Below are 24,916 nucleotides of genomic sequence, written 5' to 3' on the forward strand. Positions count from 1 at the left end.
GGCGCGCTACGCGCCCACGCGCGAGAGGAACTCCACGAGGGCGGGGTGCTTCGGGGCGTCGAGGAGCTCGGCGGGAGCGCCCTGCTCGACGACCTCGCCGCGGTGCAGGAACACGATGCGGTCGGCGACGTTCCGCGCGAAGTGCATCTCGTGCGTGGTCATCAGGATCGTGGAGCCCTGCCGCTTGAGCTCGGTCACCAGGTCGAGCACCTCGCCGACGAGCATCGGGTCGAGCGCACTCGTGACCTCGTCGAGCAGGAGCAGCTCCGGGTCGGACGCGATCGCCCGGACGATGGCCACGCGCTGCTGCTGCCCGCCGGAGAGCCGGTCCGGGTACGCGCCCGCGAACGCGCCGAGGCCGATCCGGTCGAGCAGCCGACGGGCGGTGGCCTCGGCGGTGGCTCGGTCGACGCCGTGCACCTTCCGCGACGCCAGCGTCACGTTGTCGAGCACCGTGATGTGCGGGAACAGGTTGAACTGCTGGAACACCACGCCGATGCGGGCCCGGGTGGCGTCGACGTCCACGCGGGGGTCCGAGATGTCCGCCCCCTGCAGGAAGACCTGCCCGTCGTCGATGCCCTCGAGCAGGTTCACCGTCTTGAGCAACGTCGACTTGCCGGAGCCCGACGCCCCGATCACGCAGATGACCTCGTGGCGGTCGACGGTCAGGTCGATGCCACGCAGGACCTCCTGGTCGCCGAACGACTTCCGGAGGCCCCGCAGTTCGAGCACGGGTGCGGTGCTCATACGGCTCCCCCGATCTGTTCGCGCCGCTGCTGCCGGCGGGCGATGGCGTCCGTGACGCGGATCAGCGGCAGGCTGATCACGACGAAGAGCAGCCCGGCGACGAAGTACGGCGTGAAGTTGTACGTCTCCGCCTGGGCGATCTGGGCCGAGCGGACGGCGTCGACCGCGCCGAGGATCGACACGAGCCCGACGTCCTTCTGCATCGACACGAAGTCGTTCATGAGCGCCGGCGTCACCTTGCGGATGGCCTGCGGCATCACGACGAGCCGGAGCGTCTGCACGTGGGAGAGTCCGAGCGACCGGGCGGCGAGGCGCTGCGAGGGGTGCACGGCTTCCATGCCGGCGCGGAGCACCTCGGCGATGTACGACGAGTAGGTCAGGATGATCGCCACGGTGCCCCACACCTCGGCGGGCAGGCGCGGGAAGATCCCGAGCCCCGGGATCCCGTACCCGACCAGGTACAGGACGATGATCAGCGGCAGCCCGCGGAACAGGTCGGTGTACCCGGTTGCGAGCATCCGCAGCGGGAAGAACACCGGGTTCGTCAGCCCCCGGACGACCGCGAGCAGGGTGCCGAAGACGGCGACCCCGATGGCGGCGAAGAACAGGATCCGGATGTTCAGCCAGAGGCCGAGCAGGATGTCCGGGAACGTCGACGCCGCGACGCCCGGGTCGAAGAACGACTGCTGGACGGCGGCCCAGCCCGGGGTGTTCACGACGCCGAAGTACACGATGGCCAGGACGACGAGCGTCGACGCGATGGACACCAGGATCGCCCGGCGTCCGCGCTGCCGCCGGTAGATCTGCCGTTCGAGCTCGATCTGACTCGGCGCGGGCGCCGTGACGGGCGCGCCCGCTCCTGCTGGGAGGGTCACGCTACTTCAGGACCGGGGTGTTCGTCTCCGACGACAGCCACTTGGTCTGCAGGTCCTGCAGCGTGCCGTCGTCGTCGAGCGTCTTCAGGGCCTTGTCGACCTTGCTCGTGAGCGCCGAGTCCTTCGGCAGGACGAAGCCGAACTGGTCGCCCTTGCCGTCGGCCGGGAACTGCGCGGACACGGTGCCGTCGTCGAGCTGCGAGGCGGCCATGTAGAACGCCGTCGGCAGGTCGGTGACGATCGCGTCGATCTGACCGGACTTCAGGGCGAGGACGGCATCGTCGTTCGAGTTGAAGACCTGCGGGGTGACCCCGAGCGTGTTCTTCACGCTGGCGATGCTGGTCGAACCGGTCGCCACGCCGATGGCGTCCTTCTTGAGCGCCGCCACGGTGGTGTCGTCCGCCGCGTCGGACTTCGTCGTCGTCACGACCGCCTGCGTGGTCGTGTAGTACGGCGAGGACATGTCGACGGCCTTCTTGCGCTTGGCGTCGATCGAGAACTGCTGCACGTTGAGGTCCCAGTCCTTCGGGCCCGGGGCGATCGCGCTGTCGAAGGTGCTGCGCTTCCAGACGACGTCGGACTTGTCGTAGCCCATCTCCTTCGCGACGGCGTAGGCCACCGCGGCCTCGAAGCCCTTGCCGGACTGCGGCTTGTTGTCCTCGACCCAGGGCGAGTACGCGGGCTGCCCGGTCGCGATCGTGAGCTTGCCGTCGGTCACCGTGCCGTCGGCGCTGTCACCGCTCCCCGAGGCGCATGAGGACAGGGCGAGCGCGGCGACCGCAGCGGTCGCGACGGCGAGGGAGAGACGCAGGGAACGGGTCACGGTCGGGCCTTCGTGAGGGGGTCGAGGGGGCAGGGAGAATCGTACGGGGAACTGGTACACCACCGCGACCCGGCCGTCACGGAGCGACCGACGAGCGACGAGCGACCAGCGACCAGCGACGAGCGACGCGCTCAGGCCAGGGAGAAGTCCTCGAACGAGAAGCCCGGCGACACCAGGCAGCTCACGAGCACCTCGCCCGCACCGGGCAGGGTCCGCTGCCACACGCCGCCGCGCACGAACGCCTGGGCGTCGTTCACCCGGTCGCGCCCGGCGTCGGGCCCGAGCGTGATCTGCTGCCCGGGCTCCGGCTGGTCGCCGTCGCCGCCGAGCTCGAGCACGACCGAGTCCGGCCCGTGCCACATCCAGATCTCGTCGCTCGTGACCCGGTGCCACGCGGATGCTTCGCCCGGGGGCAGCAGGAAGTGGATGAGCGTCGCGGCCGGACGGTCGCCCGCCGGCGTCGTGACGGTGGCCGGCGAGGTCCACGTCCGGACGTACCAACCGCCCTCCGGGTGCGGCTCCATGCCGAGTGCCGCCGCCCTGCGCGGGACGTCGAGCCACTCGATGACCTCGCCGTCGACCGTTCGTCGTGCCACCTGATCGTTCATCGGACCATCATCCCGCGCCGAGACGCTCCGGCTGACCGTCGATCGCCCGCACCGTGCCGCGGATGACCGTGGCCGCCGCCCGCCCGGCTCCGTCCTCGACCAGTTCGGCGAGCGCGTCGGGCACGGTCCGGGCGTCGACGTCGAACACGGCCAGGTCCGCCCGTGCGCCGACGGCGAGGTGTCCGATCCGGTCCGGTCCGACCGCGAGCCCCATCGCGTGCGCCCCGCCGAGCGTCGCCGCGGCGAGCAGGCGCTCGTGCAGGTCCCGGTCGCCGTAGCCCTGTGCCCGGGCGATCCGGTGCAGCGCGGTCACGTCGGCCATCAGGTCGAGCGACGGCGACGAGGACAGTGAGTCCGTGCCGATCGCGATGGGACTGCCCTCGCGCAGGTAGTCGGCGACGGGCGGCGGGTCGAGTCCGATCACGGCGTTCGAGCGCGGGCAGAGTGCGACCGCGGTGCCGCGCGCCCGGAGCAGGGCTCGGTCCGCCACGGTCATGTACACGCCGTGCGCGATGTGGCAGTCCGGCCCGAGCACCCCGAGCCGGTCCACGAACACGGTCGCGCTCGCGCCGAACCCGAGCGCGCGCATGGCCCGGAACGAGGGCACGTTCGCCAGGTGCCAGTCGGTGCCGTGTTCGAGCGAGGTCGCGAGACGCTCCCCCTCGAAGGCGGCTTCGCCGAGGTGCAGGTGCAGCCGCAGCCCGCGCTGCCGGACGATGTCGGGGAGCTCCAGGAGCGGGGCCACGTCGAGCGAGTACGGCGCGTGCGGCGAGAGCCCGGCACCCGGTGACGTCGGGATGCGCGCGAGCTCGTCGAGCACCTGGTCGCGGCCGTGCTCCTGCCAGGCCGCGTTCTCCCAGTCCATCACCTCCCAGTAGGCGATGCCACCGAGCCCGGCGTCCTCGAGCGCGGTCGCCGCCTCGATGTCGGTGACGATGTCCGCGATGCTCGTCACGCCGGCGGCGATCGACCGCGCGGCACCGTCGGCCGCCTCGGCGTGCCAGTCGTGCGGTTCGGCGTACACGGCGTTGAACGCGGCGGCCCAGTCCTCGAACCCGGTGTACTGGCCTCGTCCAACACTGGCCATGCCGGTGTACTGCAGGTGCGAGTGCGCGTTGACCAGGCCGGGCAGCAGGGCACCTCGCCAGCGTCGCTCGGTGAACGGCGTGCCGTCCAGCTGGTCCACGACCCAGGAGCGTTCGCCGACGTGCAGGATCCGTCCGTCGCGCACCGCGACGGCGCCGTCGGCGATCGGCGGCGCGGTCATCGGGACGACGATGCGGGCCGAGTGCACGGTCGTCTGGTGGTCGCTCACGACGGGTCTCCGAAGCGGTGGGTCCGGACGTCCGGCTCACGGTCCGCAGGGTGCTCGGCCGGACCGACGGGAGGCTCGGCTCGGCTCCCGAACGCGGCGAGCGCCGCCCGGGCGGTCACCTCGTCCACCTCCGGGTCGATGGGCACGACGGCGCGCGGCAGCTCGTCACCGTGCTCGAGCAGCATCCGGACGGCGCCGAGCTGCACGGCGAACGAGAGGTCCATGATCTCGATCGGGTTGCCCTCGGCCGCGGTGATGTTGATGCACCCGCCGTCGTCGAGCACGAGGACGCCGTGGTCGGCTCCGGGGAACGTGAACCGCTCCGTCTGCGGACCCACCGTGGTGCGGGTGGCACCGGCGGCCAGGGCGTCGTGGATCGCGATCTCCTGGTCGACCCCGCCGGCGACCGCGACGACGGCGTCGGGAGCGCAGGCGCGCAGCACCGCGACCGAGATCGTGTCGCGGACGCCGGTCGCACTCATCACCAGGGCGGCGTCGCGCACAGCCTCGACCAGCGGCGCCACGGCGTACCCGGCGAAGCGCGCCTGCAGGGCGCGGACGGGGTCCGTCTCGGCGACCGTCACCCGGAAGCCGAGCGCGCGGAGCACCAGCGCGACCCCCTCGCCGACGTGACCGAACCCGGCGACGACAGCCGGGCCTCCAGGCCGGACCGTGTGCGTGCCGGACGGCAGCGCGTCGACCAGGTCGAGCGTGGCGAACACCGTCGACTGCCCGGTGCCGTACCGGTTGTCGAAGAACGTCTTGGTGCGGGCGTCGTTCACGGCGACCACGGGGATGCCGAGCTGCCCGCGTTCGGCGAGGACCCGCAGCGGGCGGAGGCCGCTCGTCGTCTCCTCGGCCGCGCCGAGCATCGACCCGAGCAGGTCGGGCCGTTCCTGATGTGCGAGCCGGATCAGGTGCGAGCCGTCGTCGAGCAGCAGGTGCGGACGCGTGTCGAGCATCGCCAGCGCGAGCTCCTTCTGCTGCGTGATGGTCGCCGTGCTGCTCGCGTGCACGGTCAGGCCGGCATCGCGCAGCGCGTCCGCGACGGCGTCGTCGGTCTCGTCGGCGTGGGCGTAGACGACGACGTCGGCACCGGCCTCGCGGAGGAGCAGCGAGAGCACGGCGGTCTTCGGCTCCAGGACCATCGCGACGCCGATGCGGGTGCCGCGGAGCAGCCCTCCGTCGCGGAGTTCCGCGGCGACCGCGCGCGAGACCGGCATCGAGCGGCGTGCCCAGCGCAGGCGCGCTCCGGCTGCCGGGTCGTCCTCGGGGTCGCGGCCCGTGGAGACGAGGAAGACGTCGTCGGAGAGCATCGGGACGGCGAGCACGCCGGGGCGGGCCGGGGCGACCGGGCCGAAGGCGTCCTCGTCGACCGCGGGTTCGTGTCGTCCGGCGTCGACGACGACCAGGGTGCTGCCGCGGGGGCGGTCGGCCGCGTGCTCGATCGCCGGGGTGCTGTCCTCGGGGGTCCCGAGGCACCAGAGCTGGTCGGGGTGCTCGTGTTCGGCTGCCTGCCGTGCTCCGAGCCCCGTGAGCAGCTCGCGGAGAACGGCTGCGTCCGTGCGCTCGCCGCCGACGATCCGGAACCGCCGGGCAGCCACGAGCAGGTTCGTGGTCCTGGCGAAGTGCCGGACGGCCGCGGATGCCCAGGCTCGCGTGGCGGCGTCGGGTCCTGGGGGCATGGTCCCAGCGTAGGGCCGCACGAGGAAGGGCCCGGCGTCCCGCTGCGGCGTTCAGCCGAGCGCGTGCGGCGGCGGTGCGTCGTCCCAGCCGGCGGTGTGCGCGGGGGTGTCCGTCGTCTCGCGGCGGGCACGACGCCGGAAGTGCACCTGCACGCCGATCAGCACGGCGACGCCGATCGCCGACACCACCGCGAGCCCGACCAGGTAGAGCGTCGTCGCGAGCCCGGCGATCGACATCGGCACCACCCCGTTCTGCGCGGCGGACAGCGGCGTCCCGGTGAGGACGAACGCCAGGACCGTGGAGATCGTCGAGTTCGAGTCGTAGAGCCCGTGCAGCAGCGAGACGACGACGTACGTGAGCAGGACGGTCCAAGTCCACCGGAACCGGGGCCGGCCGTGCGCGACGCCGAACAGCACGGCACCCAGGATCGCCGTCCAGAGCACGTGCCCGACCGGGGAGAGGATCGCGCGGAGGACCTCGGTCTGCAGCAGCGACACCAGGTCGATGCCACGCGAGGTGATGGCGGCGTTGAAGGCATACCCGGCGGACTCGAACGCGGCGAAGCCCGCACCGACCGTCGCCCCGAGGAGCGCCCCCTGTCTCGCGGTCTTCGGGCGGACCCGCCAGCCGACGACCACGAGCAGCACGCCCTTCACGAACTCCTCGACGAAGCCGACCAACAGGTAGAGCGCAGCGCCCTGCCGCAGGTCCGACTCGAGCAGGGACGCCCCGAGCACGCCGAGGATCCCGCCGACGAAGAAGGCCGTGATCAGCTGCATCGTGCTCACGGTGCCGGTCACCCGCTCGATCACGAACAGGACGACGGTGAACGGCACCAGGAAGCTGCCGAGCAGGATGATCGTCGGCACCAGGTTGGTGTTGCTCGTGAGCACCGTGACCACGATCGTCACCACCCAGAGCACGAATCCGACGACGAGCGTCTTCCACCACCAGCCGTGCCGGTGGTGCGGGTGGTCCACGGGTGCGTCGCTGGTCACGGCCATGGGCCCATCGTGCCGCGACTGCCGCTCGACTGCTCACGGGAATGTCCGGGGGTCCGCTGTTGTACTGGTGAGCATGAGCGACGAGACCTTCGACCAGGTGACCATGTTCGGCGCGGACTGGTGCCGCGACTGCCGGCGCTCCAAGGCGCTGCTCGACAAGCTCGGCGTGGAGTACACCTACGTCGACGTCGAGGCAGAGGCGTCGGGGGCGTCCCGCGCCGAGGCGATCAGCGGGCGCAAGAACATCCCCGTCGTGGTGCTGCCGAACGGCAAGCACTTCGTGGAGCCCTCGGACGCCGAGCTGCAGGCGGAGCTGGAGTCGTCCGGCGTGGTCTGAGCGGCGCGGGGCGCTGCTTTCGGCGGTGCTCGCGAGGAAAGCGACACCGAACGGCCGAATGCGCGGCGCATCTGACCGCACGGTGTCGCTCTCGTCGGCTGGCCACCCCTCGGAGCGGCGCCATGCTCCGACCGACGGACATCGGATGAATCGGGCATGATGGCCGCGTGATCATCGATGCTCACCACCACCTCTGGGACCCCGCCGACCGGCCGTACCCCTGGATGGACGACTCGGTCGCCCCGCTCCGGCGGCGGTTCGACGTGGACGACCTGCGCGCGGCGACCGGGGCGGCGACCGGGGTGGCGACCGGGGACGTCGCCGGCAGCGGACCCGTCGACGGTGTCGCAGGCAGCAGCCCCCGCAACGGCGTCACCGCCACGATCGTCGTCCAGGCCGTGCACGACCCCGGCGAGACCACGTGGCTCCTCGCCCAGCCCGCTCCCGTCGCCGGCGTCGTCGGGTGGGTGGACCTCACCGCCCCGGACGTGGCCGACCGGCTCGCCGCGCTCCGGCAGCACCCGCGACTGGTGGGCATCCGGCACCAGGCGCAGGACGAACCTGACCCGGACTGGCTCGCGCGGCCCGCCGTGGTCCGCGGCGTCCGTACGGTCGCCGCCGCGGGCCTGGCGTTCGACCTGCTCGTCCGCGGCGCCCGGGAGCACGCCGCTGCCGTGGCCCTCGTCGACGCCGTCCCGGAGGGCCGGTTCGTGCTCGACCACGCCGGCAAGCCTGCGATCGCCCACGAGCCCGACGACGCCGTCCGCACCGCGTGGCGTGCCCGCATGCAGGACCTCGCAGCGCGCCCGAACGTCTGCTGCAAGGTGTCCGGGCTGCTCACCGAGGCCGGTCCCCACTGGCAGCACCGTCCGGTCGCCCACTACGCCCGCGAAGCCGTCGAGCTCTTCGGCCCGGAGCGGTCGATGTACGGCTCGGACTGGCCGGTGTCGACGCTGGCGGCGGACTACGGCACCGTGCTGGCCACGATGCAGGACGGCCTCGCGGACCTCGGCGACGACGAGCGCGACGCCGTGTTCCACCGCACGGCCGCCCGGGTCTACCTTGCTGGCGGCCATCCGCAGACATAGGATGTTTCCGCTGCACCGGTGCAGCACAGCTGCACTGAGCAGCACAGAGAGCGAGGAACGATGAAGTTCGCACGACTCGGCCCCCTGGGACGCGAGGTCCCCGTGGCCATCGACACCGACGGGCAGGCATGGGACCTCCGCCCGATCACCAGCGACATCAGCGGGGCGTTCCTGGCGTCCGACCCCGTCGGCCGCGTCCGGCACGCCCGCGAAGCCGGCGACCTCAAGCCCGTCCCGGACGCCGACGCCCTGCGCCGCGGCGCCCCGGTCGCCCGCCCCGGCAAGGTCGTCTGCATCGGCCTGAACTACCGCGACCACGCGGCCGAGACCGGCGCCGACATCCCCACCGAGCCCATCGTGTTCATGAAGGACCCGATGACCGTGATCGGCCCGGACGACGAGGTGCTCGTGCCCCGCGCCAGCACGAAGACCGACTGGGAGATCGAGCTCGCCGTCGTGATCGGGTCGGTCGCGAAGTACTGCGAGTCCGAGGACGAGGCCGCGACCCACATCGCCGGCTACGCCATCGCGAACGACGTCTCCGAGCGCGAGTTCCAGCTGGAGCGGGGCGGGCAGTGGGACAAGGGCAAGTCCTGCGAGACGTTCAACCCGCTCGGCCCGTGGCTCGTGACCCCGGACGAGGTCGACCCGGCAGCGCTGCCGCTGCGCCTCAGCGTGAACGGCGAGGTCCGGCAGGACGGCACGACCGCCGACATGGTCTTCCGACCGGCGGAGATCGTCCGCTACCTGTCCCAGTTCATGGTCCTCTACCCGGGCGACGTGATCAGCACGGGCACCCCGGCGGGCGTCGCGCTCGCCGGCAACGCCCCGTACCTGCAGCCGGGCGACGTCGTCGAGCTGACGGCGGAGGGCCTCGGTTCGCAGCGCCAGACGGTCGGGGCAGCCTGATGCCCGGCACGCACGCCGGTCTCCGGGCGATCGTCACGGGCGGCGCCTCCGGGATCGGCGCGGCGATCACCGCGGCACTCCAGGAGCGCGGGGCGACGGTGGCCGTGCTCGACCTGCAGACGTCCGGCGTCACCGACGGCACGATCGCCGTCCCGTGCGACGTCGGGGACGACGAGAGCGTCCGCGCCGCGGTCGCCAGCGCCGTCGAGGCCCTCGGTGGGCTCGACGTGCTCGTCAACAACGCCGGCATCGGCGCCCAGGGCACGGTCGAGGACAACCCCGACGACGAGTGGCGGCGCGTGTACGAGGTCAACGTCCTCGGCGCCGTCCGGCTCTCCCGCGCTGCACTCCCCCACCTCCGCGGATCGAGCAACGCGAGCATCGTCAACACGTGCTCGATCGCCGCGACCGCCGGCCTGCCACAGCGGGCGCTCTACTCCGCGACGAAGGGGGCCATCGCCGCGCTCACCCGGGCCATGGCCGCCGACCACGTCCGGGAGGGCATCCGCGTCAACGCCGTGAACCCGGGCACCGCGGACACCCCGTGGGTCGGACGGCTGCTCGCCACCGCCGACGACCCGGCCGCCGAGCGCTTGGCCCTCGAAGCACGTCAGCCGCACGGCCGGCTGGTCGCGCCGGAGGAGGTCGCCGAAGCCGTCGCGTACCTGACCAGCCCCCTCGCCCGCTCGACGACGGGCGTCGACCTGGCGGTCGACGGCGGCATGCAGGCGCTCCGGCTCCGGCCCGCCTGATGCCCGGTTCGCGGCACCGCCGCATCCGGCGTACCGGCCGGGAGGCTGGGCACGGGTATCGTCGGGAGGTCCCGTCCCAGCCGGCTCAGGAAGAGGGCACCCCATGGCTTCGCTGACCGACGACGCGATCGCGCGCATCCAGCAGATGATCGTCTCCGGCGAGCTCGCTCCCGGGCAGCGCCTGCCGCCGGAGAAGGAGCTGAGCGAGTCCCTCGGGCTGTCCCGGAACAGCCTCCGCGAAGCGGTGAAGGCACTCGAGCTGATCCGTGTGCTCGACGTCCGCCGCGGGGACGGGACGTACGTGACGAGCCTCGAACCCTCGGTCCTGCTCGAAGCGGTCTCGTTCGTCGTCGACATGCACCACGACCGCTCCCTGGTCGACCTGCTCGAGGTCCGCCGCATCCTGGAGCCAGCGTCCGCCGTGCTCGCCACCGCCCGCGCCTCGGAGCAGCAGATCGACGAGCTCGCGACGCTGATGGCGACCGTCGACGACGACACCGGCGTCGAGGACCTCGTCGCCCACGACCTGCTCTTCCACTCCACCATCGCCGGCATCGGTGGGAACCAGTACCTGTCCGGACTCCTCGACGCCCTGTCGAGCAAGACCGTCCGCGTGCGGGTCTGGCGCGGACTCACCCAGAACGGATCCGTCCAGCGCACGCTCGACGAGCACGCCGCCATCGTGGACGCCATCCGTCGTCGCGACCCCCAGCTCGTGCAGGCCCTCGTCGTGGCGCACGTCGAGGGTGTCGAACGCTGGCTCCGCCGCTCCCTGGACTGATCCGTTCTGCGCACATGTGCGCGCTCGCCGTTGATCACGTGTTCACTCAGGGGCTGACCTCGGCACCGGCGAACCCGTCGGTGCCGATTCGTTCGTTCCACCAGGAGGACACCGTGCTCGGTCTCATCATCAGCTTGATCATCATCGGACTGATCGCCGGTGCGCTCGCGCGCCTGATCATCCCGGGGAAGCAGCACATCTCGATCCTCATGACCATCGTGCTCGGCATCGTCGGCTCGTTCGTCGGCGGCTTCCTCGGGTTCCTGATCTTCCAGCACGACCCGATGGACGGCTTCTTCCAGCCGGCCGGCATCATCGGCTCGGTGATCGGCGCGGTCATCGTGCTCTTCATCTACACCCGCTTCGCCGGCCGGAGCGCCGCGCGCCGCTGACACCAGCGCAGCGGTGCCGATCGGCGCCGCACCACCGGAAGCGGCTCGCACCACGGTTCTCCGTGGCGCGAGCCGCTTTTCGTTGTGCGGGTCCGTCTGACACCAGGCGCGCGGCTGGCAGCGCGGACGCGGCAGGGGCCGTCGCCTCGCCGTCAGGCGGGGAGCAGGCCCTCGGCGCGCAGGTCGGCCCACAGGTCCTCGGGGATGGTCACGGCAGCGCGTGCCGCGTTCTCCCGCACCTGCGACGCGGACTGGGCGCCGACCGCGACCGTGCGCACCGCCGGAGCCCGGCGCGGGAAGGCCAGTGCGGCCTCGGGCAGCGTGACCCCGTGTCGCGAACAGACCGCGGCGAGCGCCCGGGCCCGCTCCAGCACCGATGCCGGCGCCGGGGCGTAGTCGTACGTGGTGTCCGGCGCCGGCAGCGGGTTGCTGAGCAGCCCCGAGTTGTAGACGCCGACCGCGACGACGTCGACCCCGACCGCGGCGCAGCGGGCGACGAGCTCGGCCGCGGGCTGTTCGAGCAGCGTGTACCGCCCGGCGAGCATGACCACGTCGCAGAGCCCGGTGTCCACGGCAGCCGACAGTGCGGACACCGAGTTCGACCCGACCCCGACGGCCTGCACGACTCCCTCGTCCCGGAGCGCGGCGAGCGCCGGCAGAGCCTGGGTCAGGCCGTCCGTCAGCGAGTACACGTCCGGGTCGTGCAGGTACGCGATGTCGACGTGGTCGAGCCCGAGGCGCTCGAGGGACTCGTCGAGCGACCGACGGACCCCGGACGGCGACGGGTCCCACTGCCGCACCAGGTCGTTCGGTACCGCGAACCCGCCGGAGGCGAGGTCGGTGCCGTCGCCGGTGCCGGGCACGAGCAGCCGTCCGACCTTCGTCGACACCCGGTACGAGGATCGTGGGCGGTCGACGAGCGCCGCACCGAGTCGCCGTTCGGACAACCCGAGCCCGTAGTGCGGCGCCGTGTCGAACCCGCGCACGCCCGCGTCCCACGCGGCGTCGACGGTGGCGCGGGCGTCGTCGTCCGTCACCGGGTGGAGCAGGTTCCCGATGCCGGCGCCGCCGAACCAGAACGGACCGGTGTCCAGGTCGAACGGCGCGGTCACGACGTCTGCCCCGACAGCGTCCACACGAGCGGCACCCCGTCGTCGTTCCCGGAGTAGTCGTCGTCCGCCTCGAGCAGCGGGTTGATGACCTCCTGCCAGGCGGCGTTCACCGGGTCGTCCGCCAGGGAGCGGCGCATCGCCCGGTAGTCCGTCACCTCGATGAGGTGGATGAGGTCCTGCCCGTCCCGCCAGATGCTCCAGTTCGTCACCCCGGCGTCGCGGAGGCGCGCGACGAGCTCGGGCGGGATCGCAGCGTGCGCCTCTTCGTAGGCGGCCTCGCGACCCGCCCGCAGCCTGGTGCGAGAGAGGATCCGCTGCATCAGTCGCGGAGGAACAGCTCGACGACGGGCACCGCCACGTCCGGCCGCACCACCGGGAGCGTCAGCGTCAGCGTCCCGGCGGGCTGTCCGCCGAGCCCGGTGTTCTGCGCGCGGGTCCCCGGCGGGATCTCGCGGAAGTGCAGCTCGGACGCGTCGTGCAGGAACTGCGCGTACGCCACACGACCGGCGAGGTCGGGCAGGTGCACGTGCTCGAAGGGCCACGTGTACAGGTGCAGGTAGAGCCGGTCGCCCCGCTGCGTGAAGACGGTGCCGGAGGGTGCCGTGAAGGTCGAGGGACCGGCGCCGTACACGGAGCGGTCGTGCTGGTGCATCCACTCCCCGATGCCGGCGAGCGCACGACGGGCGACGGGGTCGAACTCCCCGCGACCGGTCGGGCCCACGTTGAGCAGCATGTTCCCGTTGTTCGACACCCCGTCGCTGAGCATCCGGACGAGCAGATCGACGCTCTTCACGTCCTGGTTGTCGCGGTCGTAGCCCCACGACCCGTTGAACGTCTGGCAGGCCTCCCACGGCACCGGTACCCCGTCGACCTCCATCGGCTTGTCGGGCTGGTACTGCTCCGGGGTGACGATGTCGCCGGGGATGTCGAGCCGGTCGTTCACGATGATGCCCGGCTGCAGGCGCCGCGTGAGGGCCATGAGCTCCTCCGACCCCCAGTCGTCGCGGCCCTTGCCGCCCCAGATGTCCTCGTGGTCGTTGTCCCGGTACGAGAAGTCGTAGAACAGGTAGTCGATCCGCCCGTAGTCGGTCAGCAGCTCGGTCACCTGCCCGTGCAGGTACTCGCGGTAGCGGGCCATGTCGCGACCCTCGTTGAGCGCGGCGATCGCGGCGTCGCCGTCGTCGCGGCGCGGGTGCACGCCGTCGATGGTGAAGTCCGGGTGGTGCCAGTCGATGAGCGAGTGGTAGAAGCCGATCCGGATCCCCTCGGCACGGAACGCGTCCACGAACTCGCGCACGATGTCCCGGCCGAACGGGGTGTTCGTGGCCTTGTAGTCGGTGAGCGCGGAGTCCCAGAGCGCGAAGCCCTCGTGGTGCTTCGTGGTGAGGACGGCGTACTTCATGCCGGCCTCCCGTGCCCGTCGCGCCCAGTCGGCCGGGTCGAACAGGTCCGGGTCGAAGTGGTCGAAGTACCGCTGGTAGTCGGCGTCGGTGATCCGCTCGCGGTTCTTCACCCACTCGTGCCGTGCGGGCAGGGCGTAGAGGCCCCAGTGGATGAACATGCCGAAGCGGTCGTGGGTGAACCACGCGGGCAGTCCGGACGCGTCGGTCGCGGTCTGCGGCGCTGCAGGTGCGGTGATGGTCATGCGGTGGATCCCTTTCTGGACGAGCGGACGAGCGGACGAGCGGACGAGCGGAGGAGCGACGGGTCAACGGCCGCCGAGGCCGGATGTGACGATGCCCTTGACGAGGTGCTTCTGCAGGAACACCAGCAGGATGACGGTCGGCAGCATCGAGATCACCGACGCGGCCATCACGAGGTTCCACTCGCTGCCCTGCTGTCCGAAGAACTGCTGCAGGCCGAGCGGGATGGTGCCGTGCGCCTCCACGTCGTTCACGACGACGAGCGGCCACAGGAACGAGTTCCAGTAGGAGATGAACGAGAACACCGCGAGCACGGCCAGGGTCGGCCGGGCGAGCGGGAGCATCACCGAGAAGAAGGTCCGGACGGCACCGGCCCCGTCGACCCGGGCGGCGTCGTCGAGCTCCTGCGGGACGGTGAGGAAGAACTGCCGGACCAGGAACGCGCCGAGTGCCGTGAAGGCCCACGGGATGATGAGCGCCTGGAACGTGTCCACCCACCCGAAGCCCTGCATCATCACGTACATCGGGATGACGAGCACGTCCTGCGGGATCATCAGCGTCGCGAGGAAGAGCACGAACACCGCGTTCCGGCCGCGCCACCGGAGCCGCGAGAACGCGTACCCGGACAGTGCCGCGACGGCGACGTTGATGATCGTGCCGGCGGCGGCGACGAACACCCCGTTCAGGATGAACCGCGCGAACGGCAGGTACGTGAACGCCTGCACGTAGTTCGACCACTCGAAGGACGAGCCCCACAGCGTCGGCGGCGTCGTGAACGTCTCCGATGCGGGTTTCAGGCTCGTCGCCACCATGTACACGAGCGGCGCGATGAACAGCAGGGCGACGAGACACAGCAGCACGTACCCGACGGCGTGCCGGACACGGCCCACCTGCCGGGTGCGACGCGGCAGCGACCGGGGGTTCACGGTCCGGTTCGCCGAGGTGGTGGGACGGACCCTGGTCAGCTCACTCATAGTGCACCCACCGCTTCTGCCCGAGGAACTGGACGGCCGTGATCCCGAGGATGATGACGAACAGCACCCAGGCACCTGCCGAGGCGAGTCCGAGCTGCTGCGTCTGGAAGCCCGTGTTGTAGATGTACTGCACCAGGGTCTCCGTCGCGGTGCCCGGCCCGCCCTTCGTCAGCACGAACGGCTGCACGAACACCTGGAACGACGTGATCAGGGTCATCATCGTGGCGAAGAAGATCGACGGCGAGATGAGCGGGAACTTGATCCGCCAGAACATCTGCCACGCGTTCGCCCCGTCGAGTTCCGCCGCCTCGAGCTGGTTCTCCGGCACCGAGTCGAGGGCCGCCGAGAAGATCAGCATGTTGTAGCCGAACCCCTGCCAGACGCTCATCGCGACGACGGCGAGCATCGCCCACTTGTCGTCGGCGAGGAAGTTCGGCGCGTGCACACCGATGGTGGACTGCAGGGTCGCGTCGATCGCACCACCGGGTTGGTAGAGCATCCGCCAGACGACGACGTTCGCGACGATGGGCGTCACGGTCGGGATGAAGAAGAGCACCCGGAAGACGTGTCGGTGCTTGATCTTCGGTGTCAGCCAGGCTGCGAGTCCGAGTGACACGACCAGATTGAGCGGCACGTAGAGCACCACGAACACGACGGTGTTCAGCGTCACCGTGCGGAAGATCGGGTCGGTGAAGAGCTTCTCGTAGTTCGCGAAGCCGGCGAACGTGCGTTCGCCGAGCATCGGCCAGTTCATGAAGCTGACGACGAGCGACGCCAGGATCGGGAACGCCGTGAACACGACGAGCCCGATCGAGTGCGGCCCGGCGAACGCGGCGCCCCACCACGATCGGCGTCCGACCTCGCCCGCCTGGTCACCACCGCCTCGGCGGCGGGGTGCGCCCGCAGCGACCGCGGTCGCGACGGCGGGCACCGCCGTCTCGGTCGCGGGGTCCTGGATGGTGGTCATGCGACGACCTCCTCGTCGTTCGCGCGGTCCTGGAGCAGGGATGGGGCGGACTGGAGGCTGTGCGCACGAGGCGAGCACGGCCTCCAGTCCGTCACGGGGTGACGCCGGTCACTGCGAGCCGAGCTGGCTCGCGATCGAGGACATCGTGTCCTTGCCGCTCGTCTGCCCGTTGACCGCCTGCAGGGCGTACTGCGTGAACAGCTGGTTCAGCTGGTCGCTCTGCTTGTTGCCCGGCAGCGGGGTCGCCTTGTCGAGCGCGGCCTTGAGCGTGTCCTCGGCGCCGTCGATGCCGGCGTTGTCGTACCAGGCCTGCTGCGCCGCGGTCCGTGCCGGGAAGGCGCGACCCTGCTCCGCGAGCGAGGTGAGGACGGGCTCGCTCGTCATCGTCTCGATGGCCTTGAACGCCTGGTCCGGGTACTTGCACTGCTTCGAGACACCGAAGCCGGAGCCGGCCGCGTACGACGACGCCCCGGACGTGCCGGACGGCACGGTGGTGACGCCGAGGTCGAACTTGACCTTGGCCTTCTGGCTGATGAGCGACCAGGGGCCGTCGCTGTACATCGCGACGTCGCCGCTGACGAAGGCGTTGCCGTCGGCCGACGAGTCGGACGACGCCTGCGTGGCGTAGCCCTTCTTCACCAGGCCCGCGAGCCAGTCGAGTCCGTCGGCGAACTTCGCGTCGGTGGCGTCGAGCTTGCCGCTCTCGGTGATCACCCGACCGCCGTTGTAGCCGAGGATCTGGGACTCGAGCGGGATGTCCGCGATGCTCGTGCCGTACGCGGTGGTGCCGGCGGCCTTGAGCTTCGCCGCTGCCGCCTCGAACTCGTCCGTCGTCCAGCCTGGCTTCGGGTCGTCGACGCCGGCCTTCGCGAGCAGGTCCTTGTTGTAGAACACGAGCATGGGGCCGGTGTCGTACGGCAGGCCGTAGAGCTTCCCGTCCACCTTCATGCCGGTGAGCGCGGTCTGGTCGTACTCGCTGAGGTCCAGGTCGGCCTTCTTCGCGAGGTCGTCGAGCGGGACCAGGACGTCCGTGTAGTTCGCGGCCCGCAGCGACTGGATGCTGACGATGCAGGGTGCGGTGCCGGTGGAGAGCTGCGTGCGGAGCTTCGTCCAGTAGTCGTTGAACGGCGAGCCCTGGATGGTGACCTTCACGCTGTCCTTCGTGTCGACGGTGTCGGCGACCTTCTGCCACGCGGCCTTGTCCTCCTTCCCGCCGATCCACATCGCCCAGGTGAGGGCGTCCTTCGACTGGCCGTCGCTGGCGCTGCTCCCTGCGGAACAGCCCGTGAGGACGAGGGCCGCGGCAGCTGCTGCCGCGATCCCCGCGATGAAACGTCGTTGCATGGGTGTCTCCACTTCGTCGTGGTGATCGGGTGTTGGTGGTGTCGTGCTTGCTTGTTGGCTTGCCGGCTTGTCGGCTTGTCGGCTTGTCGGCTCGTCGGCTCGTCGGGTGTCAGGCGACCCGGATCGCGTCGCGCATCGGGTCGACGGCTGTGTCGGTCGCCCAGACCGGTCCGTCGGGGTAGGAGTACGTGTCGAGGGACCCGGCGAGCATCTCCGTGCCGGCGCCCGGCGCGGTCGGTGGCCAGTACCGGCCGTCGTGCACGTCGACCGGGGTCACGAAGTGCTCGTGCAGGTGGTCGACGTACTCGATGCACCGGTCGTCGAGCGCCCCGGAGAGCGCCACGGCGTCGAACATCGAGAGGTGCTGGACCGCCTCGCAGAGGCCGACGCCACCGGCGTGCGGGCAGACCCGGACGCCGTGCTTCGCGGCGAGCAGCAGGATCGCCAGGTTCTCGTTCACCCCGGCGACCCGGGTCGCGTCGATCTGCAGGACGGACATCGCCCCGGCCTGGATGAGCTGCTTCGCGATGACGCGGTTCGCCATGTGCTCCCCCGTCGCCACCGGGATCGGCGCGATGCGGCGGGCGATCGCGGCGTGTGCCAGGACGTCGTCGGGGCTCGTCGGCTCCTCGACCCAGGCGACGTCGAACGGGCGGAGTCGGTCGATCCACGCCACGGCCTCGTCGACGTCCCAGCGCTGGTTCGCGTCGATGGCGATCCGGATGTCCGGACCGACCACGTCGCGGGCGATGCCCATCCGGCGGACGTCCTCGTCGACGTCGCCGCCGACCTTGAGCTTGATCTGGGTGAAGCCGTCGTCGACGGCCTCGCGGCAGAGGCGCGCGAGCTTCTCGTCGTCGTAGCCGAGCCACCCCGGCGTGGTCGTGTAGGCCGGGTAGCCGAGCTGCTCGAGCGTGCGGCGCCGCTCGGCACGGAGCGGGACCGCCAGCTCCAGGAGCGCCAGGGCGTCGGCCGGGGTGAGCGCGTCGGTGAGGTAGCGGAAGTCCACCAGGTCGACGAGCTCCCGGGGGCTCATGTTCGCCAGCAGTGCCCACAGCGGCTGTCCGGCGCGCTTCGCCCGGAGGTCCCAGAGGGCGTTCACCACGGCGCCGATCGCCATGTGCATGACGCCCTTCTCCGGGCCGAGCCACCGCAGCTGCGAGTCGTGCACCATGGCCCGCCACGTCCCGCCCATGTCCGTGAGGAGCGCTTCGGCGTCCCGCCCGACGACGTGCCCGCGGAGGGCGGCGATCGCTGCCTCCTGCACCTCGTTGCCGCGGCCGATCGTGAAGACGAACGCGGAGCCGGTGTGACCGTCGGGGGCGTCCGTCGTGATCTCGACGTACGCGGCGGAGTAGTCGGGAGCCGGGTTCATCGCGTCGGACCCGTCGTGTTCCCGCGAGGTGGGGAACCGGATGTCACGCACGCGCAGACCGGTGATGCGGCTCATCGTTGCTCCTGCCCGTCCGGTCATCGTCGACCGAACGGGGCAATCAAAACATCGGATGTCTGCCGCGTCAAGCCCTCCCCACGCCCAGGAAGTCGAATCGCGCGTGGGCAGTCCGAAGTTCCGACCACCTACGCGCGATTCGACTCACCACGCGGGCGCGAGTGGGTGGGAGCGCGCGTGGGTGGTTGCGGGCAACCGAGTCCGGACGCTCAGGACGCGGCCAGACGTCCCATCTCTGCGACAACACCGCGCACGCGAGCCGCGAGTTCGTCGTGCGAACCGACCGTGACGCGGTGCGCGGTCTCGATCACGGCCGCCATCACGAGCGTCACCGCCGTGCGGGCGGTTTCGGCGTCTGTGCGCTCGCATGCGATCCGGTAGACCGCGAGCCGCGCCTCCGCCATCCACTGCAGCATCGTCGGGACCATCTCGGGCCTGGCCTGCACGAGCGCCTTCATCCGCGAGCGGTCCGCCGGCAGGTCGACGGTGTGCGCGACGAGCCGGCAGAGGTCGGCGACCAGGGGGCCGTCGGAGTCGAGGAAGACCGCCGTGGCCTCGGTCGGGACCGCGGTCGCCGGCAGTCCGAGCGCCGCGTTGCCCTTCGACGGGAAGTAGTTGAAGAACGTCCGCGGGGAGACCCCGGCGTCGGCGCAGATCTCCTCGACGGTGACACCGGCGAGCCCGCGCTCCGTGACGAGGGCGAGCGCCGCCTCGTGGATGGACTGCCGGGTGCGCTGCTTCTTGCGCTCCCGGAGTCCGCACGACTCGGGATCGACGGCTGTGTCCAGCGCTTCGGTGGTGCTCACGTGGTGCTCCTGATCCGAGTCGGGGCCTCCCGCCGCACGGCGGGAGGCCCCGAGGGGTCTACGCGTCCGACCGGGGACGCTGGACGGGGATCGAACCGGTGGACGGCGCCGTCGGCGAGCCCATCGTGTTCGCGGCGGCGACTGCCTGGACCTCGAGGTCGTCGGCCGTCCCGTCGGCGTCTGCCTGCTCCTGCAGGGCCGAGCTCTTGCGGAGCGGCGGCGCCTTGAAGAAGAAGCTGAGCACGAACGCGAGCAGGATCACCGCGAAGCCGACCCAGTACACGGTCACGGCCGAGGCGTTGAACCCGGTCATGAACGGACGGGTGAGCGCCGGGTTCGCACCGTTGAGGTACGACGTGTCACTGGTCTCCGCGCTCGAGCTGCTCGAGGAGCCGGTGCCCTTGTCGATCTGCTTGACGAGCGTCGGGACGACCTGGTCCACGTAGTACGTCCGGTCGTCCTTATCCGACCAGTCGACCACCAGGGCGCCGTCGGACACCGTGGCGTGCGCCTTGTCGGCAGCCTGTGCGAGCGCGGTGGCCTCGGCAGCCGGGGTGGCCGCTGCGACCTGCTGGTCGATGACCGTCTGCGCTGCCGCCGCCGGGACGGTGCCCGCCGCGACCTGGGCCTGCACCGCAGCGGTGACCTGCTCGGTGACGGCCTGGTCGGCAGCCTGCTTCGCCGCCGTGGTCCCGGACGCGAGACCCGAGGCGACCTGCTGCTTGATCGGGGTGACGATCGGGTTCCAGATCTGCTCCATGACGCCCTGGTTCGCCTTCGCCGTGGCAACGGTCGGGTTGAGGGCCGCGTCGAGGGCAGTCGTCAGGTTCGCCTTGTCCGCCGTGGCGTGCACGATGTTCGTCGGCATGATCGAGAACAGGACCGAGAGCAGCACCGCGGTGCCGAGCGTTCCACCGATCTGGCGGAAGAACGTCGCCGAGCTGGTGGCCACGCCCATGTCGCGCGGCTGGACCGAGTTCTGCGAGGCGAGCGTGATGCTCTGCATGAGCTGGCCGAGGCCGAGGCCGATCAGGAACATGCCGATCATCAGGAACCAGAGCGGCTTGTCGATCGTCATGAACGTCAGGACGACGTAGCCGAGTGAGACGAGCGCCGTGCCGATGATCGGGAACTGGCGGTACTTGCCGGTGCGGGCGACGATCTGACCCGAGGCGATCGACGCGATCATCAGACCACCGATCATCGGCAGCGTCGCGAAGCCCGACTCGGTCGGGGTCAGCCCGGTGACGATCTGCAGGTACAGCGGGATGGTCAGCATGGCGCCGAACATCGCGAACCCGACCAGGAAGCCGAGGATCGTCGCCATCGAGAACACGCTCGAACGGAAGAGCTTCAGCGGGATGATCGCGTCGTCCTTCATCAGCGTCTCGATCACCAGGAAGGCGACGAGCCCGAGCGCGCCGATCACGTAGCAGGCGATCGCGCCGGCCGAGCCCCAGCCCCAGGTGCGGCCCTGTTCGGCCACGAGGAGCAGCGGCACCAGGGTCGCGATGACCGAGGTGGCACCCCACCAGTCGATGCGCGGCTTCGCCTTGGCGTCGCCGAACTTCGGCAGGTGCAGGAAGGCGATGACCATGAGGAGCGCACCGACACCGATCGGGACGTTCACCAGGAAGACCCAGCGCCAGCCGGTGATCCAGAGGATCTGGTCCGCACCGGCGAAGAGGCCGCCGATCAGCGGGCCGATGACGCTCGAGATGCCGAAGACCGCGAGGAAGTAGCCCTGGTACTTGGCACGCTCACGCGGGGCGAGGATGTCGCCCATGATCGCGAGCGGCAGCGACATCAGCGCTCCGGCACCGATGCCCTGGAAGGCACGGAAGGCCGCGAGCATGATCATCGACGTCGACATCGTCGAGAGCAGCGAGCCGAGGATGAAGACCGCGATGCCGAAGATGTAGAGCGGGCGGCGGCCGAAGACGTCGGAGAGCTTGCCGTAGATCGGCGTGGTGATGGTGCTCGCGATGAGGTACGCGGTGGTGACCCAGGCCTGCTGGTCGAGCCCGTGCAGGTCGTCACCGATCGTGCGGATCGCCGTGCCGACGATCGTCTGGTCCAGGGACGACAGGAACATGCCGGCCATCAGGCCGTAGATGACGAGGAGGATCTGGCGGTGCGACATGATCGGCTTGCCCGGCGCGGTCGCCGGTGCCGATGATCGTCCGCCCGACACCGTGACGGGTGCAGTGGCAGTTGACATGGGGAGTCCTTCAGGGCGATTCGTGGTTCGTGATCGGTCCGCTTCCTTGCAGACCGTGCAAGTTTACATCGCAGGAAGACTTGCTGCCACCGCAAAGTTGCCCATCGTGCAGGTTGTTGAACGCACCTTCAGCTTCGACGGTGGTTCGCGGCCGGTCCGATACCGTCGACCGGCATGGGGAGAACCACCTGGACCGACGTCCCTGGCGCAGTGCGCACACGCGTGGAAGCGGTGCTCGGCAGCCCCGTGGTCGCCGCCGTCTCGCAACCGGGCGGGTACTCCCCCGGCGGCGCCGACCGCGTCACGACGGCGGACGGCACCCGGGCGTTCGTGAAGACGCTGTCCCGGTCACGGAACGCGGACGGGTACGGATTCCACGAACGGGAGGCCCGGGTGGTCTCCGCCTTGCCGCCCACCGTGCGCGCACCCCGGCTCCGGGCAGCGCTCACGACGTCCGTCGACGGTGACGACTGGATCGCCCTCGTGCTCGACGACGTCGACGGGCAGCACCCCGGCGCCGCACGCGACGGCTCGGACGTCACGGCGGTGCTCGACGCACTCGACACGTTGCCCGTCGCGACCGGGACGCTCGCCGACCTGCCGCGGATCGCCGCGGACCTGGCGGACGACTTCGCCGCGTGGGACCGGATGCTCGCGTCCGGCACGCTCCCCGCGGTGGTCCCGGAGGACGTCGGCGCGCACGCGGGTCGGATGGCGATCGCGGCGCGCGCGGGAGCGGCAGCGGTCGACGGGGCGCACCTCGCGCACCTCGACTGCCGCGCGGACAACCTGCTGCTCGACGCCGACGGGCTCGTCTGGGTCGTGGACTGGCCGTGGGCGGGCGTCGGTGCGCACTGGCTCGACGCGCTCACCTACCTGCTCGACGCACTGGTCCGCGGCGAGGACGTCGACGTGGAGCGGCACCTCGCGACGCACGCGGTGTTCGCCGGGGTGCCGTCGGAGTCCGTCGACGCGGTGCTCGCCGGACTCGCCGGGATGTTCCTCGAGAAGGCCGCACAGCCGGCACCGCCGAACATGCCGACGATCCGCGACTTCCAGCGCACCGAAGGCGTGGCAGCGGCGCGGTGGCTCCTCCGCCGCTGGGGCGAGTAGGGCAGCTCTCCGGCCATCGGTCCCCCGGATGTCCAGGAACCGCGATGGGGCCGCGCGTACGGTCCACCGAATGAACGACGAGCACGAAAGCCACCGTCCCGAAGCGGACGCTGCGCGGCTCGGACTCGTCGTCGTCGGCGAGGCAGCAGCGCTGCACTCCGGCGACGAGGCGGCTCTGAACGCGAGCGAAGAGAACATCCGCGAGACCATCGACGACCTGGTCGACGAACCGCTGACCCCCCGGCAGGAGGAGGTGGTGCAGCGCCTGGCCTCGGCGGGCGGCACCATCACCGCCGGCCTGAGCGGGGCACTCGCAGCGCAGACCGGGCGATCCGTCGAGGACGTCCTGGGCGGCGCTGCCTCTGCGATCGTCTGGCAGGAGCGACTCGCCTCCGGCAACGCGAGCGAGATCGGGAACGACCGGGCCGACGCCGACAACAGCGGCAACGGCCGGGTCGATGCCGACGGCGGCGACTCCGACGAGGACCGATCCGACCCCGACCAGGCCTAGGCGCTCCGACCCCCGCGGTGCAACACGAGGTCACGAACCGGCACCGAGCGACCACCCCTCCGTAGCCTTCGTGCATGCCGAAGCGCCTCCTCCTCAACGTCTTCGAGATGAACTGTGTCGGGCACATCACGCACGGTCTCTGGCGGATCCCGGGCAACAACCGACACCGCTACACCGACATCCGGTACTGGACCGAACTCGCGCGCACGGCCGAGGCCGGTCAGTTCGACGCCGTCTTCATCGCCGACGTCCTCGGCGCGTACGACGTGTACGGCGGCTCGGCGGCCCCGGCCCTGCGCGAGGGACTCCAGATCCCGAACAACGACCCGATGCTCGTGGTGCCGGCGATGGCCGCGGTCACCGAGCACCTCGGCTTCGGCATCACCTTCTCGACCAGCTACGAGCCGCCGTTCGCCTTCGCCCGGCGGATGTCGACGCTCGACCACCTGACGAACGGCCGCGTCGGGTGGAACGTCGTCACGAGCTACCTGCCGAACGCCGCGCGGAACTTCGGCCTGGCGACGGAGATCCCGCACGACACCCGGTACGAGATCGCGGACGAGTACCTCGACGTCCTCTACCAGCTGTGGGAGGGCTCGTGGGAGGACGACGCCGTGCTCCGGGACGCCGAGCGCGGGGTCTACACCGACCCGGAGAAGGTGCACGCGATCGACCACGTCGGCGAGCACTTCAGCGTCGCCGGGCCGCACCTGTCCGAGCCGTCGCTGCAGCGCACACCGACCCTGTTCCTGGCGACCGGCTCCCCCGCCGGCATCGCCCGCGCCGGCCGGCACGCCGAGGTGGTCTTCACCGGCGGCCACGGCGTGGAGCGCACCGCGAACGCGGTCCGTGACGCCGCCCAGGCCGCGGGACGCGACCGCGGCGACGTCCGCTTCGTCACCCAGGCCGCGGTGATCACGGCGCCGACCCAGCGCGAGGTCGAGGACAAGGTCGCGCAGTACCGGGCCTTCGCCAGCGAGGAGGGCCCGCTCGTCCACGGCAGCGTCCCCTTCGACGCACTGTCGCACCCGCGCAACCGCACGGTGCGGGACGCGCTCGAGGCCGAGGGGGTCGAGGGCGGCGAACGCCTGGTCGGCCGCGTCGCACTCGACGCGACCGTCGGCGAGCTGCTCGACCGCGTCAACGAGGCGTGGCACGGGGCGTTCTGGGCGGCCGGCGTTCCCGAGGCGGTCACGGAGCAGATCGAGGGTTGGCTCGACGACGACGGCATCGACGGGATCAACCTGCGGCAGTACCACTCGTTCGACACCGTGCGGGACTTCGGCACGTACGTCACCCCGCTCCTCCGGGAGCGCGGGCGCCTGCCGGAGCGCTACACGGACGGCGAGACGCTGCGCGAACGCGTGACCGGCGGACCGGCGCGGCTCCCCGCGTCGCACCCGGCCGCGACACACCGCCGGACGAGCGTCCCCGCCTGACCCGGAGCCGCCACCAGAG

25 protein-coding genes are annotated in these 24,916 nt (G+C 71.0%); 9 read left to right on the forward strand and 16 right to left on the reverse strand.

The features are described 5' to 3' along the window. Positions 1–6: 6 nt before the first annotated feature. The 7 genes from ACIPJY_RS16710 to ACIPJY_RS16740 form a co-directional block, all read right to left on the reverse strand. Complete coding sequence (locus ACIPJY_RS16710) at positions 7–747, reverse strand: amino acid ABC transporter ATP-binding protein (RefSeq protein ID WP_400466924.1); 741 nt, start codon at positions 745–747, stop codon at positions 7–9. Next, positions 744–1,622: an amino acid ABC transporter permease gene (locus ACIPJY_RS16715; RefSeq protein WP_400466922.1), complete on the reverse strand. Its 879-nt coding sequence runs from the start codon at positions 1,620–1,622 to the stop codon at positions 744–746. The genes ACIPJY_RS16710 and ACIPJY_RS16715 overlap by 4 nt, the downstream gene beginning before the upstream one ends. Position 1,623: 1 nt before the next feature. Then, positions 1,624–2,445 (reverse strand): ABC transporter substrate-binding protein, encoded by an 822-nt coding sequence (locus ACIPJY_RS16720; RefSeq protein ID WP_400466920.1) that lies wholly within the window; start codon positions 2,443–2,445, stop codon positions 1,624–1,626. Between the two features lie 131 nt (positions 2,446–2,576). Continuing rightward, positions 2,577–3,053: a cupin domain-containing protein gene (locus ACIPJY_RS16725; protein WP_400466917.1), complete on the reverse strand. Its 477-nt coding sequence runs from the start codon at positions 3,051–3,053 to the stop codon at positions 2,577–2,579. Positions 3,054–3,060: 7 nt separating this feature from the next. Beyond that, entirely contained in the window at positions 3,061–4,368 is a 1,308-nt protein-coding gene (locus ACIPJY_RS16730; RefSeq protein ID WP_400466914.1) for an amidohydrolase family protein, read from the reverse strand. Continuing rightward, on the reverse strand, positions 4,365–6,053 hold the full coding sequence (locus ACIPJY_RS16735) for an adenosylhomocysteinase (RefSeq protein WP_400466911.1): 1,689 nt from the start codon (positions 6,051–6,053) through the stop codon (positions 4,365–4,367). The genes ACIPJY_RS16730 and ACIPJY_RS16735 overlap by 4 nt, the downstream gene beginning before the upstream one ends. Positions 6,054–6,104: 51 nt before the next feature. Next, positions 6,105–7,058: a PrsW family intramembrane metalloprotease gene (locus ACIPJY_RS16740; protein ID WP_400466908.1), complete on the reverse strand. Its 954-nt coding sequence runs from the start codon at positions 7,056–7,058 to the stop codon at positions 6,105–6,107. A 73-nt stretch (positions 7,059–7,131) separates the two neighbouring features. Here ACIPJY_RS16740 and ACIPJY_RS16745 point away from each other — a divergent pair, with 73 nt between their 5' ends. The 6 genes from ACIPJY_RS16745 (at position 7,132) to ACIPJY_RS16770 (ending at position 11,317) form a co-directional block, all read left to right on the forward strand. After that, the gene (locus ACIPJY_RS16745; RefSeq protein ID WP_400466905.1) at positions 7,132–7,395 is read left to right on the forward strand and encodes a glutaredoxin family protein; all 264 of its coding nucleotides are present in this window, start codon (positions 7,132–7,134) and stop codon (positions 7,393–7,395) included. 167 nt (positions 7,396–7,562) lie between these two features. Continuing rightward, positions 7,563–8,483 (forward strand): amidohydrolase family protein, encoded by a 921-nt coding sequence (locus ACIPJY_RS16750; protein WP_400466904.1) that lies wholly within the window; start codon positions 7,563–7,565, stop codon positions 8,481–8,483. A 60-nt stretch (positions 8,484–8,543) separates the two neighbouring features. Further along, complete coding sequence (locus ACIPJY_RS16755) at positions 8,544–9,392, forward strand: fumarylacetoacetate hydrolase family protein (RefSeq protein WP_400466902.1); 849 nt, start codon at positions 8,544–8,546, stop codon at positions 9,390–9,392. Continuing rightward, a complete protein-coding gene (locus ACIPJY_RS16760) occupies positions 9,392–10,144 on the forward strand; it encodes an SDR family NAD(P)-dependent oxidoreductase (protein ID WP_400466899.1) in 753 nt (250 codons plus the stop codon). Before ACIPJY_RS16755 ends, ACIPJY_RS16760 begins: the two co-directional genes overlap by 1 nt. Positions 10,145–10,247: 103 nt before the next feature. Continuing rightward, positions 10,248–10,925, forward strand: coding sequence for a FadR/GntR family transcriptional regulator (locus ACIPJY_RS16765; protein WP_400466896.1), 678 nt, complete (start codon positions 10,248–10,250; stop codon positions 10,923–10,925). 113 nt (positions 10,926–11,038) lie between these two features. Next, positions 11,039–11,317, forward strand: a complete 279-nt coding sequence (locus ACIPJY_RS16770) for a GlsB/YeaQ/YmgE family stress response membrane protein (RefSeq protein WP_400466893.1) — start codon at positions 11,039–11,041, stop codon at positions 11,315–11,317. Between the two features lie 152 nt (positions 11,318–11,469). Here ACIPJY_RS16770 and ACIPJY_RS16775 read toward each other — a convergent pair whose 3' ends face one another. The 9 genes from ACIPJY_RS16775 to ACIPJY_RS16815 form a co-directional block, all read right to left on the reverse strand. Further along, on the reverse strand, positions 11,470–12,429 hold the full coding sequence (locus tag ACIPJY_RS16775; protein ID WP_400466890.1) for an aldo/keto reductase: 960 nt from the start codon (positions 12,427–12,429) through the stop codon (positions 11,470–11,472). Further along, entirely contained in the window at positions 12,426–12,749 is a 324-nt protein-coding gene (locus tag ACIPJY_RS16780; protein WP_400466888.1) for an L-rhamnose mutarotase, read from the reverse strand. The genes ACIPJY_RS16775 and ACIPJY_RS16780 overlap by 4 nt, the downstream gene beginning before the upstream one ends. Next, positions 12,749–14,074: an alpha-L-fucosidase gene (locus ACIPJY_RS16785; RefSeq protein WP_400466885.1), complete on the reverse strand. Its 1,326-nt coding sequence runs from the start codon at positions 14,072–14,074 to the stop codon at positions 12,749–12,751. Before ACIPJY_RS16785 ends, ACIPJY_RS16780 begins: the two co-directional genes overlap by 1 nt. Before the next feature lie 63 nt (positions 14,075–14,137). Beyond that, positions 14,138–15,046 (reverse strand): carbohydrate ABC transporter permease, encoded by a 909-nt coding sequence (locus tag ACIPJY_RS16790; RefSeq protein WP_400466882.1) that lies wholly within the window; start codon positions 15,044–15,046, stop codon positions 14,138–14,140. Beyond that, complete coding sequence (locus ACIPJY_RS16795; protein ID WP_400466879.1) at positions 15,039–16,013, reverse strand: carbohydrate ABC transporter permease; 975 nt, start codon at positions 16,011–16,013, stop codon at positions 15,039–15,041. Before ACIPJY_RS16795 ends, ACIPJY_RS16790 begins: the two co-directional genes overlap by 8 nt. A gap of 108 nt (positions 16,014–16,121) precedes the next feature. After that, positions 16,122–17,357: an ABC transporter substrate-binding protein gene (locus ACIPJY_RS16800; protein WP_400466876.1), complete on the reverse strand. Its 1,236-nt coding sequence runs from the start codon at positions 17,355–17,357 to the stop codon at positions 16,122–16,124. Between the two features lie 109 nt (positions 17,358–17,466). After that, on the reverse strand, positions 17,467–18,807 hold the full coding sequence (locus ACIPJY_RS16805; RefSeq protein WP_400466873.1) for an enolase C-terminal domain-like protein: 1,341 nt from the start codon (positions 18,805–18,807) through the stop codon (positions 17,467–17,469). Between the two features lie 209 nt (positions 18,808–19,016). Next, positions 19,017–19,613: a TetR/AcrR family transcriptional regulator gene (locus tag ACIPJY_RS16810; RefSeq protein WP_400466871.1), complete on the reverse strand. Its 597-nt coding sequence runs from the start codon at positions 19,611–19,613 to the stop codon at positions 19,017–19,019. A 58-nt stretch (positions 19,614–19,671) separates the two neighbouring features. After that, positions 19,672–21,834 carry an MDR family MFS transporter gene (locus ACIPJY_RS16815; protein WP_400466868.1) on the reverse strand — a complete coding sequence of 721 codons (2,163 nt, stop codon included), beginning with the start codon at positions 21,832–21,834 and terminating at the stop codon, positions 19,672–19,674. Positions 21,835–22,008: 174 nt separating this feature from the next. Here ACIPJY_RS16815 and ACIPJY_RS16820 point away from each other — a divergent pair, with 174 nt between their 5' ends. The 3 genes from ACIPJY_RS16820 to ACIPJY_RS16830 all read left to right on the forward strand — a co-directional run bounded on the left by ACIPJY_RS16820 (position 22,009) and on the right by ACIPJY_RS16830 (position 24,897). Beyond that, the gene (locus tag ACIPJY_RS16820; RefSeq protein ID WP_400466865.1) at positions 22,009–22,947 is read left to right on the forward strand and encodes a hypothetical protein; all 939 of its coding nucleotides are present in this window, start codon (positions 22,009–22,011) and stop codon (positions 22,945–22,947) included. Positions 22,948–23,017: 70 nt separating this feature from the next. Continuing rightward, positions 23,018–23,458, forward strand: coding sequence for a hypothetical protein (locus ACIPJY_RS16825; protein ID WP_400466862.1), 441 nt, complete (start codon positions 23,018–23,020; stop codon positions 23,456–23,458). 74 nt (positions 23,459–23,532) lie between these two features. Beyond that, a complete protein-coding gene (locus ACIPJY_RS16830) occupies positions 23,533–24,897 on the forward strand; it encodes an NtaA/DmoA family FMN-dependent monooxygenase (RefSeq protein WP_400466859.1) in 1,365 nt (454 codons plus the stop codon). The last annotated feature ends 19 nt before the right edge of the window (positions 24,898–24,916 follow it).

Source organism: Curtobacterium sp. NPDC090223 (assembly GCF_044746585.1).
In the GTDB taxonomy this organism is placed as follows: domain Bacteria; phylum Actinomycetota; class Actinomycetes; order Actinomycetales; family Microbacteriaceae; genus Curtobacterium.